8 protein-coding genes and 1 pseudogene are annotated in these 14,175 nt (G+C 37.5%); 3 read left to right on the top strand and 6 right to left on the bottom strand.

From position 1 onward, the window contains the following. The first annotated feature begins 5 nt into the window (after nt 1-5). A complete protein-coding gene (locus CH361_RS13415; protein ID WP_100791329.1) occupies nt 6-761 on the top strand; it encodes an SAM-dependent methyltransferase in 756 nt (251 codons plus the stop codon). A gap of 12 nt (nt 762-773) precedes the next feature. On the opposite strand, the gene CH361_RS13410 is transcribed toward CH361_RS13415, so the two are convergent. Together CH361_RS13410 and CH361_RS13405 are read right to left on the bottom strand one after the other, a co-directional pair. Further along, entirely contained in the window at nt 774-2,027 is a 1,254-nt protein-coding gene (locus CH361_RS13410) for an FAD-dependent oxidoreductase (protein WP_100791328.1), read from the bottom strand. Beyond that, entirely contained in the window at nt 2,024-3,526 is a 1,503-nt protein-coding gene (locus CH361_RS13405; protein WP_100791327.1) for a succinate CoA transferase, read from the bottom strand. Before CH361_RS13405 ends, CH361_RS13410 begins: the two co-directional genes overlap by 4 nt. A 71-nt stretch (nt 3,527-3,597) precedes the next feature. Here CH361_RS13405 and CH361_RS13400 point away from each other — a divergent pair, with 71 nt between their 5' ends. Next, nucleotides 3,598-4,017, top strand: coding sequence for a zinc ribbon domain-containing protein (locus CH361_RS13400; RefSeq protein WP_100791326.1), 420 nt, complete (start codon nt 3,598-3,600; stop codon nt 4,015-4,017). 24 nt (nt 4,018-4,041) lie between these two features. Here CH361_RS13400 and CH361_RS13395 read toward each other — a convergent pair whose 3' ends face one another. Beyond that, nucleotides 4,042-5,925: an ABC transporter ATP-binding protein gene (locus CH361_RS13395; RefSeq protein WP_100791325.1), complete on the bottom strand. Its 1,884-nt coding sequence runs from the start codon at nt 5,923-5,925 to the stop codon at nt 4,042-4,044. A gap of 2 nt (nt 5,926-5,927) precedes the next feature. On the opposite strand from CH361_RS13395, the gene CH361_RS13390 reads away from it, so the two are divergent. Further along, complete coding sequence (locus tag CH361_RS13390) at nt 5,928-7,349, top strand: ABC transporter substrate-binding protein (RefSeq protein ID WP_100791324.1); 1,422 nt, start codon at nt 5,928-5,930, stop codon at nt 7,347-7,349. On the opposite strand, the gene CH361_RS13385 is transcribed toward CH361_RS13390, so the two are convergent. From CH361_RS13385 to uvrB, 3 genes and pseudogenes are all read right to left on the bottom strand, one after another. Further along, nucleotides 7,306-9,795 (bottom strand): transglycosylase domain-containing protein, encoded by a 2,490-nt coding sequence (locus CH361_RS13385; protein ID WP_100791323.1) that lies wholly within the window; start codon nt 9,793-9,795, stop codon nt 7,306-7,308. The two genes, CH361_RS13390 and CH361_RS13385, sit on opposite strands and share 44 nt — an antisense overlap. Nucleotides 9,796-9,818: 23 nt before the next feature. Then, nucleotides 9,819-12,164: pseudogene (lon, locus tag CH361_RS13380) on the bottom strand (endopeptidase La); the annotation flags it as partial. Nucleotides 12,165-12,177: 13 nt separating this feature from the next. Beyond that, nucleotides 12,178-14,172, bottom strand: a complete 1,995-nt coding sequence (gene uvrB, locus CH361_RS13375; protein WP_100791321.1) for an excinuclease ABC subunit UvrB — start codon at nt 14,170-14,172, stop codon at nt 12,178-12,180. Nucleotides 14,173-14,175 lie beyond the last annotated feature (3 nt).

The raw sequence follows: 14,175 nt of genomic DNA, 5'->3' as shown, positions 1-14,175 counted from the left end.
AAAAAATGACACCCTTCCCCTTTTCAAAATCACCTGTTTCCGTCTTTCCCCAATCACCTCCCTACTTCGTCTCTAATTTTGGATTTTGGACGGGGGATACTTCCTACAAAACCGCGGGAATCAGATTTATATCTGAATTTGCCAAAGGATGCGACCTAAAACCGAAATCTAAAATTTTAGAAGTTGGATCGGGGCTTGGCGGGAGTTTGGTGTATTGGTCGAAAGAATACAATCCAAAAGTTCTATCTGCCATCAATCTTCCTGGAGAACAATCCGAATTCGCAGAACAATTGTTTGTTTCAACGAATACAAACGTTAAACCCTTTCTCCAAGGTAGCTGGGAAGAGATAAAAGGATTTCAAGATTCTTCTTACCAATATATCTTTTCTTTGGATGCAGCTTACCATTTCGAAAACCTAAACAAATTTTATCAGGAAAGTTACCGAGTTTTAGAACCTGGTGGGAAACTAGTATTTACTCATTTCCAAGTTAAAAATAAAACTATGAAAATCTTTTGGTGGTTATACCTTCCGTTTCTGATTCCTAAAGGGAATTTAAAACTTGTGAAAGAAACCGTTCAAGAATTAGAAAGCATTGGATTCAAACAAATCAAAAACGAAGACTGGACAAGTCCTGTCCTACTCGGTTTTATTGATTACTCAAAAACATTACCAACTTCCTTAAAAACATTTGGTAAAATTTTGAATTGGTTCGTTAAAAACCTAAACCTTAGTTATCATTATTACGTATTTGAAAAATAAAATTTTAAAACTTTATCTTTGTATTAAGTGTTCGATACTTTGACCAAGTAAACTAGAGGCCACAAGCAAAGCCGACTTTGCTCCTGCTTCCAAAAGAGGAATCCCATATAGAGAATAAGAACCACATAACCATAGATTACAATTGGTTTCTGAATGTAATTTTGCGATTCGTTCAATTGCTTTAGCAGTTCGTGCGTCCATCACTGGCCTTTCAAACTTTGCAAGTTTCAAGGTATCATTACTGTCTGGGAGTTTGTGTGGATTCCATGTTTGAAAGATCTTTTTACCATGTAACTCAGGAATGATTCTTCCTAAATCTAAGGTAACTTCTGGTTTGTCATACCCATCTCTGATTTTAAAAACCAAAGAAACTGAAGTATTGGAAAAATAAGACTCGTCTGTATGTAAAACTACATCGCTCGACTCATAACGAAACTCATCCAATATTTCTTTTTCTAATTCAAACCCCTGACCAAGAAGTTCCTGTCCTTGGTTTGCTTGTGTCGAAAGAATTATATGATCAAATTCTTTTTCATCATTGGCAAACTGAATGATATTTTTATTTCCTTTTTTATAAATCTTTTTAATTCCTGCATTCAAAGTCAAATTGGTAAGATCAGAAGTGAGTCGATTGACTATATCTCTTGTTCCAAAACTTGCAGTTTCTTGCGGAGTATATGAATAACCTCTAGAATGGTATCCAATAATGGTCTCTGCAGGATAAGCTCCAACAGTCTCCGTTTTGCAAGTGTTAACAAGCGCAAAGGTTGGTAGAAGAAATTCATAAATAAATTCTTTTGAATAACCATATTTGATCAAAAAATCCAAGATGGAAATGGTTGGATTCTCTTTTTGCCAATCGGTTTTTGCATTGGCATAAAACTTTAATAAATCAGAAAAAATTCTACGACCCTTCTCCGAAACAAAAGAATCCATCGTTGGTATACCAAAGGGAATCCCAAACAATTGGTGAGAACGGAATCCAAAAACAACCTCCTCATTTGATTCTACTCGGAAAGAATAGTCAACTGGTCTAGTTTTAATACCAACCTTATCATATACCTGGAAGAGCGTGGGATAATAATCACGCTTAATGGTTCTAAAAGGAATATCAAACTCTACCTCATTTCCACCAATCGTTTGTTTGGCGCCAAATGCTGCCATCCCTATCTCTGGATGTTTTTCAAATAAAGTCACATCCTTAAACTTTCGAATTGCCCAGGCTGCAGTCAACCCGGCAATTCCAGAACCCACAACTGCGATCACTTCATGCTTCCTGTCTTTAGAAATTGGACATGCCAAGAAAGTGCCTTTTCCAAATCATGCGGAGTATGTTTTCCCTTAGAAACCCTAAGAGCATTTTCATAATATTCGCGTAGTTTGTCGCGGTAGATTGGATGTGCGCAGTTATTGATGATGAGTTCCGCTCTTTTTTTCGGTGGGCATCCCCTAAGATCAGCTAACCCTTGTTCTGTAACAAAAATCATAGTGGAATGTTCATTATGATCAGTATGAGACACCATAGGAACCACTGCTGAAATATTTCCGTCTTTGGCAAGAGAAGGGGTCATAAAAATACAAAGATGAGAGTTCCTTGTAAAATCACCGGAACCACCAATCCCATTCATCATGGATGTTCCCATCACATGAGTTGAATTGACATTCCCATAAATATCAACTTCGATAGCTGTATTCATCGCAATGAGTCCCATTCGCCTAATGACTTCTGGATGGTTTGAAATCTCTTGCGGACGAATGACAAACTTAGATTTCCATTCGGAAATATTTTCATGAAATCTTTTTAAGCCTGCTTCTGAAAACGTAAGAGCAGAAGTGGATGCAATTTCCAACTTACCAGCATCGATCAAATCAAATACAGAATCTTGGACAACCTCTGTGTACATCTGGATTGAGTGGAAATTAGGATCTTTTGCCATACTGGCAAGAACTGCGTTTGCAATATTTCCAACACCATTCTGGAAAGGAAGATACTCTTTAGGAATCCTTCCCATTTTAATTTCATGTTGGATAAAGGACAAAACATGTGCTGCTATGTTTTGGCAATCCGCGTCTGGTGTTTTGAAAACAGTTGCCGCGTCTGGTTTACTGGAACGTACGATCCCTTTGATTTTATCCGGTGAAACTTGGATATAAGGCAAACCGATTCTATCACCTGGAGTGATGATATTGATTGGAAGCCCCTTTTCATGATGATTGGGTAAATAGATATCATGGTATCCTTTTAATTCTAAAGGATGAGTATCTGTTAATTCAATAAAAACAGATTCCGCATTACGAATATAAGTCGCACTCATACCGGATGATGTGGAAAGATAAATTTTACCATCGGCAGTAACATCGATAGCTTCCACGATAGCGGCATCAATTTTTGGTAGAATTCCATGTTCGATGTATTTTACTACATGGGACAGATGCATATCAATGAAATCGGACTCCCCTTGATTGATGAGATTACGAAGGTGCGAATTGGATTGATAAGGGATTCTTAGTTTGAGGGCACCTGTTTTTGCTAATGCTCCATCTAATTCGTCCCCAGTAGATGCACCCGCGTATAAATTAATCGAAAACTCTTTTCCTGATTTTTTTTCCTCTTCAATTCGTTTGGCAAATGCAACGGGGATGAGTTTTGGGTATCCTGCAGGTGTAAAACCAGAACACCCTAAAGTGACGTGTTGGGGCAATAGTGCCGCAACTTCTTCTGCTGTTTTTAATTTTTGTTCAATTAATGAGTTTGTAACGGTCATAAATCTAAATTCTCTTCTTTCACCCAAGATAAAGAGATTGCTTAAAAATAAAAAGTCCAAATTCTGAACGTATGGATTTTCTCTTGTATCTATATTGTATCATTTTTGGAATCATTCTGATTGCACCTTTCGTGTTATTTCATTTCCGATTTCGACTCGACGAGTCACCTTTTGGAAAAGAGGAAGAAGCCGACCTAAAACCAATCATAGAAAAAAAGAGAAACCTACTCGACTCACTAAAAGACATTCGATCTGATTTTGATTCAGGAAAATTGTCTGAGGAAGAGTTCCAATCGCAATCACTTCCTTATATTGAGGCTTTAGATTCAGTGGAACTTGAGTTAAAAGAAAAAAAATTGGTTCTAACAAACCAAACAACTCTTCCTTCACCAAAAATCAATGATGACTGGAATTGTTCCAACTGTGGTTCGTTTGTTGCAGTTCCTAATGCTAAATTTTGTCCCAACTGTGGAACAAGTCGTTTAGCTTAAATATTGCCAATTATCTGTTTTGAGTTATGTATTACCCGAAAACTGCATATCATACAAACGTTTGTATTTAGAATTTTCGTTCTTCAATAAATCAGCATGACTACCGCTTTCGACAATTTCACCGTTTTCTAGATAATAAATTGTATCTGCAATCTTTACTGTAGAAAGGCGGTGGGCTATGATGATAACTGTTTTATTTTCGTATAACCGAACAAATGCTTGTTGGATGAGGCGTTCAGACTCTGTATCTAATGCGGATGTTGCTTCGTCCAAAATTAAGACTTCTGGGTTTGCAAGTAAAGTTCTAGCAATCGAAATCCGTTGCCTTTGCCCACCAGATAACATCACCCCTCTTTCTCCAACAATGGTATCATAACCTTCCTCAAAAGCTTCGATGAATTCAGAAGCAAATGCATCTTCGGCGGCACGCCTAACCTCTTCTTCGGAAGCATTTGGTTTTCCAAAAGCAATGTTTTCGCGAATCGAACCGTTAAATAAAAAAATATTTTGAGAAACAACTCCAATTCGTTTTCTCAAATTATCTAAACTCAGATCTTTTGCATTCACATCATCCCAAAAAATCCCGCCTTCGCTAGGATCAATAAGTCTAGGCAAAAGATCAACTAACGTGGATTTACCGGCTCCAGAAGATCCCACTATTGCAATCGTTCCGCCGCGAGGGAGTGTTAAGTTGATATTCTTTAACGCATATATATCTGTGTTCGGATACAAATAAGAAACATTATGGTATTCAATTGCTCTTGATAGTGAACCCAATTGATTGGGAGTTTCTGGTTCTTTGATATCGACATCTCTACTTAAAATTTCAAATACTCTGTCACTGGCAATCACAGAGGCTTGGATTAAATTTACGAGAATACTCATTTGTTTCAAAGGGCGCATTAGAAAAATCAAGGTAAGAAAAAAGGCAATAAACATACCTTTAGAAAAACTGGCATCTTCTAATAAATAGGCACCAATTCCTAAAAATACCATTGTTACGACCGAACCAGATAACTCTGTTAATGCGGGACCAATTTGATGATAAAAATGTGTTTTAAAAGTTTTATCCGAAAGGTTTTGATTTACTTTAAAAAATCGTTCAGCTTCCTTTTCTTCCATAGAAAAAGCTCTGATGACCCGAATTCCTGAAATCACTTCTTGAAGATCACCATTCAATTCAGACAATTGTTCTTGTTGGTTTTTTGTGGTCCTTCTAATTCGATCTGCAAAAGTACTGACCGGTCCTACAATGAGCGGAATGACAATGAATAAAAGAAAAAACAATTTCCAACTTAACACAAGCAAGATGATTAAGTGCGTAATGATATAGAAAAAATCGTTAATCGCATCTTTTAAATCATTTGATACCACTTTCCCAACAATATCCACATCGTTAATCACACGGCTCATCAGTACGCCCGTTTTTTCTCGGTAGAACTCGTTTAGTGGTAAAACTTGGAGTTTTTTATAGAGAGCTTGCCTGAGGTCACTCACAGCAAGAAGTCCCGCTGAGTTCACAAAGTAAACAGTGCCAGCAAGACAAATTAATTTCAAAAAATAAATGGGAAGGATGATTAAACAAAATAGATAAACCAAATCATCCGGCTTTTTATCTGCAAGTTCCTCATTTGTTGTTTGTTTGAGGTGAGCAAATTGCCATTCCCAATATTTTAGGCCTTCAAGATGGTCAGGCTTTTTATATTCAGAAAGGAGCGATTGGTCTTTTTTGGTCAGAGCAATTTGAAATTTATAATTTTCGCCAGTGCCTAAAGAATCAAAGATAGGGATGAGGGACGTGAGGGAGGCCCCATTAAAAATGGAAACAAATATAGACAAGAAAACACCGAAGCTAAGTCTGTATTTGTATTTTGCCAAGTATGGCCAGAGTTTTCGGTAAATCTTCACGTATGAGAACCTTATCCCTCGTTTTCTTTCTCTTGTCCCTCACTTTTTGCCGGGAAGAAACTACCAATTTTGATCTAAGAATCGCACTCCCCTCGGATCCAGCGCATTTAGATCCTCTCTTCATTACCGATCTTTCCGGCCAAAAATTAGCTAAATTTATCCACCAGGGGCTGTTTTCACGCACTCAAACGGGATTCTCATCACCATGGATCGATTCTTCTGAAAAGACATTTCATCCCGCAAAGGAGATTTGGCGGTTCCAGCTGGATTCCGAAAGCCCACCTCTAAGTGATATTGAATATAGTTTGTCTCGATTGATCACGGAAAACTACCCAAGAAAGGGTGATTACCAGTTTTTAGTTCAAGTCCGTTCCTTACCCCAAAATCAATTGGAATTAGAATTTAAAAAAGGAACGAATGAAACGGAATGGAAAGAGAAACTCAGTTTACCTTTTGCATCCATCATTGGAAAAGAAGAGTGGAAAAAACAAAACCTAAAGTCCTATGGAAAATACAAACTGATTACTTGGAAAAAAAATGAATTTATAAATTTACGCTTACAATCAGAATCCAACCCTAACTTTCCTAAAAAAATTCAATTTCTCATCTTACCACAGTCTTCGACTTCTTTATTTTTATATCGCAAAGGTAAGTTAGATGCTTTTAAACTTACAGATTTTCTTCTATCTTTACCAGAAGCCAATTCAGAATCCACACTCACTAAAAGAGGAAGATCTGTCCAATATGTAGCGATCAATCAAAACAATTCTTGTTTTGACAAACACTTTAGAAATGCTTTAAACTTATCCATCCCTAGAGATTTAATCATTCATAAACTATTAGAAAATCATGCAGACTTAACCTATGGACCTGTTCCTATCACATACATAGAAAAACTAAAAAAAGGGAAAGTTCAAACAGAGATGTATGATAAAGCACAAGCGGTTAGAGAATTAGAAAAATCTAATTGTTACCCAAAAATAAAATCCACTCAGTTAGAATTTAGAATGCGTGGTGATGATGAAAACCAAGCCAAAGGACGTGCCATTAAACAAGCATTAGAAGAAATTGGTTTAAAAATAAAACTAAGACCAATGGAAAAAGCGCCCCTTTATAAAGAAAATGGAGAAGGTAAAGGTGACCTAACACTCCTTACTTGGTATTCTGATTTTGATTCTGTTTGGAATTTTTTAGATCCACTTTTTCATCCGACAAAACTAGGGAATGGTGGGAACAGATCTTTTTATCAAAAGGAAAATGTGGGAAAAATTTTAGACAACCCTTTCAAAACAGAGAAGGATGCACTACTAGTCATTGAAAAAATTCGAGAAGATAAACCCTGGATCTTCCTTTGGTCCATCCAGGAAAACTATTTAGTATCTAAGGCGTTTCTTCGTTATACCGCGCTCTCCGATTTTCTATAAGTGGTGGTTCTAATTCTACAGAATCCACAGCCGTTGGTTGGATGCGACTCCCTTGTGAATCATAAGTAGAGATTTCAGATTCATCGTCCCCATCAACCGGTTCTGGTGTTAGGTTTGTGTTTTGAGTGGGTGGTTCTGGTTTCACAAAACCAGCTCGTTTGGGTGGAAGGTCTCCGATATAATAATACTGCGCATAAAGAGGCACCTTACAAATATAATCGGATGTGGTCTCTAAAATCGTTCCATCATCAGCGCAAACATCCACTTTAACAAAATCTCCAACAAAATTGGGAATCAACTGATTTCCCATTCCTAACTTCGATTTTACATTTTGTGTATACCGATACCAAATTCCACCAGAGACTCCTGAACCGGATCCAGGGAACGGTGCACCTTCATCATGCCCTACCCAAACAACTGTTACATTTCTTGGTGTTAATCCAGCAAACCAAACATCACGAACCCCTTTCAACCCTTTCCATCGTGAGGCTTTTAGTTTTGGAGATTGAACTGTTCCAGTTTTCCCAGCATAAAGAAACGGCTCGCCTTCTTTTCTCTTCAATGTCATCGTCCCTTCTTCCGTAAGGACAGATTGTAAGGTATTAATTGCCATAGCACAAGCAACAGGATCTAATATTTGTTCTGCGGCTTCGTTAGCTACAGTGCTATAAAATTCGTTTCCATCCAAATCAGTGATTTTTAAAATTTTCCTTGGAGTGACTCTCCTTCCACCATTCATCAGAGTCGCATAAATCACAGAAAGTTCCATAGGACTAAGTTCCCCGGATCCAAGTGCTAATGATAAATTTCTTTGGAAACGGGAATCTGCCTCTTCTTCGGGAATGGAGAGGATCGCACTTAACTTTTGGATGAAATAAGAAATTCCAATTTCATGCAACAACTTCACAGAAACTGTATTCACAGATTGTGCCAATGCTTGCCGGACTGTAATGTCACCCTTGTAACCTTTATACCAGTTTTTGGGAGAATATCCAGAGATATCCAATTTTTCGTCTTTGATTTTGGAGGATGGATTTACGATCCGTTTTTCAAAGGCGAGTGCATAAACGAGAGCTTTGATTGTAGACCCAGGTTGCCTTCTTGCATCTTCGGCGCGGTTGAATCGAAATACATTGGATATCTTATAACCACCCACCATGGCTTCGATATCACCAGTTTCTGGATCAAGTGAAATCATAGAACCACTCAATTGTGGTAAAATTGCGCGAGTCACTTCGGCTAAATCGGCCTTACCTTTATTCTGGTAATCTGACTCTTGTTTTGTGAGATCAGTTCGAACGGAATCAACACCTACACGTAAAGCCTCTTCTGCGAGTCTTTGTTTTTCCAAATCCAATGTAGTATAAACAAGTAATCCTCTTTCTTCTAAATCTTCATTCGAAAATCGCTCTAAAATAAATCTCCGAATCTCTGAATTAAAATCGGGCGCTAAGTTCACTCTAAAATCTTTGTCAGCACCATACTTCCCAATTTCACTCGAGTATTTCGGATTTCCTTCCTCATCTTTTGATTCTTTAATTTTATAAATGGTTCGAAACTTCTTTAAATTTAGTTCAATGGAATCAGAAAACTTAACAGGTATTTCTTTCTGCGAGGGATGTAACTCCGGATTTCTAGCCATATCATATAACACGCGTTTTTGTCTTGATAGGGCAATTCCTAAATTACGAACAGGATTATAAACACTTGGTGCAGGAATGATTCCAACAAGGAGAGCCGCCTCCTCTGGACTTAGTTCGGATGCAGGTTTTCTAAAGTAATATCTGGCTGCCTCTTCTACTCCCGTATTCCCTTCACCAAGGAAAATTTGGTTTAAGTACATCGCCAGAATTTCTTCTTTTGAGTATTGGCTCTCTATATAGAAAGTACAATACAGTTCGGTTAGTTTATTAAATAAATTTCGTTTTCCTAAATTTAACGTAAGTTTGGCTAACTGTTGCGAAATAGTAGATCCACCTTGCGACAAACGAAATTGGATTAAGTTGGTAACCACCGCACGGCCGATTGCTGTGTAATTTAGTCCCGAATGAGCAAAAAATTCCCGATCTTCTGAAGAAAGAACAGCCCAAACAATTACATTATGTTTTGCTAAATTGTCTGTACGAATGGGTCGGAAATTCCTGCGATAAAATTCACCCATTACTTTTCCACTTCGATCTAAGATCTTTATGGACTTTGGTTGGAAACTATCATAAAAATTGGAGACTTCAGATCTATATTTTTCAAGAGATTTGTGTACGCGAGCTTCTTCTCCCGACCAAACTACATAAGCCCCACCTAAAAAGAAAAAAGACAAAAAAACAGCTAAAACAAACCCAAGAGTGAAAAACTTAACTCTTCTGACCCAAAAAAAACGAAGAAGATCAATTAGGTGTCCGTATAACACTTCTAGGATGAGAACAAAAGAATTGGATTGTTTAATCATTTTTTCTTACCTTTGGATTTTGGAAAAACAAGTTTTTCGACTTCTTCATAACGAGTCACCGGATAAAAGGTAACACCTCGTTTTACATAGTCAGGAATTTCCTCGAATGCCCTTTCATTGTCTTTCGGGAAAATAATTTTTTTGATTCCCACCCTTTTTGCTGCTACAATTTTTTCTCGTAATCCACCAATAGCAAGAACTTCACCAGTTAACGTCAGTTCACCGGTCATACCAAAACCTGGAGCAATAGCCTTCCCCGTTATGAGAGAAAGAATCGCAGTGGCCATAGTGATTCCAGCACTAGGTCCATCTTTGGGTGTTGCACCGTCAGGAACATGTAAGTGGATGGCTTTTTTATCAAACAATACATCATTATTTACAAAGTTTTTCACAAACGATAATGCGATATTTGCTGACTCTTCCATCATCTTTCCCATTTGTCCCGTAAGAGTGAGTCCACCCTTTCCTGGGATAAAAACAGCTTCGATTAGAAGAGTAGATCCTCCGGCATTTGTCCAAGCAAGACCAAGAGCAGTTCCTGGGACCTTTGGGCTCGTCATCCGGTCGTCAACAAATGGAGGAGTTCCTAAATACTCAACCAAATCCTTTTCACGGATTTCTTTTGAATATTTTTCCTTTAACACTTGTTTTAAGGCAATTTTTCGAACTAATTTATCAAAAGTTTTTTCTAATCCACGAAGGCCTGATTCTCTAGAATAGGAGTTTATGAGCAAAGAGACGGTTTCTTTTTTGATCGAAAAAGAGTTCGGATTTAAACCATTTTTTTCAAAGATTTTTTTCCAAATATACTTTTGGAAGATCTGGACCTTCTCTTCTGTGATATAACCCGAAAGTTGAATCACCTCCATTCGGTCTAACAAAACGCGAGGGATTGGTTCAAAAGTATTCGCCGTTGCAATGAACAAAACATCCGATAAATCGAAAGGTAAATCTAAATAATGATCACGAAAATTAGAGTTTTGTTCCGGATCTAAAACTTCAAGTAATGCGGCTTGCGGATCACCTTGAAAACCTTGAGACATTTTATCGATCTCATCTAAAAGGATCACAGCATCTCTTTCTTTTGTAATCTTCAAGGCACTGATGAGTTTACCAGGCATCGCACCAATATAGGTTCGCCTATGCCCCTTAATCTCTGCTTCGTCCCGCACTCCACCTACAGAAAAACGATAAAACTTTCTTCCCAATGCTTCTGCTACAGACTTCGCAATAGAAGTTTTCCCCACACCAGGAGGCCCCACCAAACAAAGAATAGATCCTTTACTTTTTGGATTTAGTTTATGAACTGCTAAAAACTCCAAAATCCTTTCTTTTACATCTTCTAGTTTGTGATGGTCTCGATTGAGAATTTTTTTAGCATGAACCAAATTTACATCTTTCTCTTTTGGTTTTTCCCAAGGTAATGCATCTACCAAATCCAAATAGTTTCGAATGACATTGTAATCACTCGATATTGGGTCTGAATTTTTGAACTTATCGATTTCTCTTTCAACTTCTGTAATGATTTCTTCAGCAACTGGAACTGCTTTTAACCGTTCCAAAAGTTTATCATATTTAATTTCTGTTTTATCTTCACCAACACCAAGTTCTTGTTGGATTGCCTTTAATTGTTCACGTAAAAAAAACTGACGTTGTTGGTTGTCTATTTTATCGTTGATCTGTTCTTGGATTTTTTTCTGAAGAACTACCAACTCGATTTCTTTTTTAAGAAACAATAATACCTTTTCCAAACGATCGTTAATTTGGATGGCTTCGATCACAGATTGGTATTCTTCTTTTTCTAAATTCAAAATGGAACAAACAAAATCAGCCATTTTGGCTGGTTCGTTTACATTCATCATTGTGAGTTTCATATCCTCAGTAAACAAAGGATTGTTTTGTGCAAGTTCCTTGGTCAAAATAAGCAAAGTTCTCATAAGAGCTTTGATATTATTTTTACTGGTTCCAAGCTCTTCTTCCGGGTAACTTACGTTAGCAAGAAGGACTGGTTCTTTTGTATGGATCGAATTAATTTTAAATCTTTGGATGGTGTTTACTAAAATATTCATCCCACCATCAGGGAGATTGATTTTTTTTAAGATACGAGCCACCACGCCAATTTGAAAAATATTATCTTCCGATGGAAGTTCAGACTCATCTTCTTTCAAAAGAATCAGACCTAAAAACCCCGCACCTTTCGAAGATTCTTCAATAGACTGAATGAAACGACCAGGAGGGACAATTAAAGGAGTGATGATTCCTGGAAATACTGGCCTCACTTTGATAGGGAGAAGGAAAATTTGTTTGGGTAGAGAATCTTCTAACCTTGCAAGCTTCGTTGAGTTTTCCCAAAATTCGTTTGTTTCCAATCCTTGTCCTACCTTATGATTCTATTTTATCGGGCCCGAAGGCTAACATTTTATCACGAAACATTGCAGCTTTTTCAAAATCCAAGTCAGATGCATATCTTAACATTTCTCTCTTCAATGCATCACGTAACTTGTCTTTGGTTTTATATTTCTTCAAGGTGAATTCTTTTTCCATTTCCTTGAGAGCTTCTTCTTTACTGTCCTCTTCCGCCATTTCCCGCGGAAGAATATCATGAATTTCTTTAATGATCGTTTGTGGGGTGATCCCTAATGACTTATTATGTTCTTCCTGAATTAGACGGCGACGTTCAGTTTCGTCGATTGCTTTTTTCATGGAATCAGTCATTCGGTCGGCATACAAAATTGCCTTACCGTTTACATTCCTTGCCGCACGACCAATGGTCTGAATGAGGGACTTATAATTTCTAAGAAATCCCTCTTTATCAGCATCTAAAATGGCAACCAGAGAGACTTCTGGAATATCAAGCCCTTCTCTTAGTAAATTGATTCCAATGATACAATCATAAACCCCTTTACGCAAATCTCTGATGATTTCCGTTCTTTCGATCGTATCAATTTCCGAATGGAGGTAGGCAACTTTCAAACCCACTTCCTTATAATAATCGGTTAAGTCTTCTGACATTTTTTTGGTCAGAGTGGTGATGAGTATCCTTTCTTTTTGTTCGATACGCAATCGAATTTCATTTAATAAATCTTCGATTTGGTTTGTGGTGGGACGAACTTCTACAATCGGATCGAGAAGTCCGGTAGGCCGAATGATTTGTTCAATGACTGCTTCACTTTTATTAATTTCATTTTGATCAGGAGTTGCAGAAACATACAAAGTCATTGGAGTAAGGGTTTCAAATTCTTGAAAATTCAAAGGCCTATTGTCCAAAGCACTGGGAAGACGGAATCCAAAATCAACTAATGTTTGTTTTCTGGTTCTATCCCCTGCATACATCCCTCCAATTTGAGGTAGAGTCACATGAGACTCGTCAATGATAAGTAAAAAATCTAAATTCGGAAAATAATCGAGTAAACAAGCCGGCCTTTCTCCTTCCTGCCTTCCTGTTAGGTGACGTGAATAGTTTTCAATTCCACTACAATAACCAAGTTCAACCAACATTTCCATATCGTAATTGGTTCTAGACTCAATTCGTTCCGCTTCTAAATGTTTTCCCTGTTTTAAAAATTTATCTTTTTGATCCGCCATTTCAGTTTTAATTTTTTCAATGGCGTCTTTGATTTTAGGGCCGGAAGTGATAAAGTGTTTGGCTGGATAAACCACAACTCTATCTAGTTTGGTTTTCACCTTTCCTGTCAGTGGATCAATTTTTGAGAGTCCATCAATTTCATCCCCAAAAAGTTCGATCCGAATCCCTTCTTCTTGGTAAGAAGGCATAATTTCAATCGTATCACCGCGAACACGAAAATTACCACGACTAAAATCAATATCATTTCTTGCGTATTGGATATGAAGAAACTTACGAATGATTTGATCTCTGTCAATTTTGTCCCCAATTTTTAACATCACCACCGAGTTCATATAGTCTTCAGGAGATCCCAAACCATAAATACAAGAAACAGAACTTACAATGATCACATCATCCCGTTCTAACAAACTGGAAGTTGCACGTAACCTAAGTTTGTCGATCTCCTCATTCATTGACATATCTTTTTCAATGAATGTATCAGAAGATGGAACATAGGCTTCTGGTTGGTAATAATCGTAATAAGAGACAAAATACTCTACGGCGTTTTCTGGAAAAAACTCCTTAAACTCCCGAAAGAGCTGTGCCGCAAGAGTTTTGTTATGTGACAAAATGAGAGTTGGCTTTTTGACGCGAGTGATGACCTCGGCCATGGTAAAAGTCTTTCCAGAACCAGTCACACCGACAAGTGTCACTTTATTTTTACCTTCACCAAAGGACTTTGCAATATTTTCAATTGCTTCGACCTGGTCTCCGGCAGCCTTAAAAGGAGAAACCATTTTGAAATTTGCCATAGG

Origin of the sequence: Leptospira brenneri, from assembly GCF_002812125.1 — a bacterium.
GTDB classification, from domain to species: Bacteria; Spirochaetota; Leptospiria; order Leptospirales; family Leptospiraceae; genus Leptospira_A; species Leptospira_A brenneri.
This window is presented reverse-complemented; position numbering and strand designations above follow the sequence as displayed.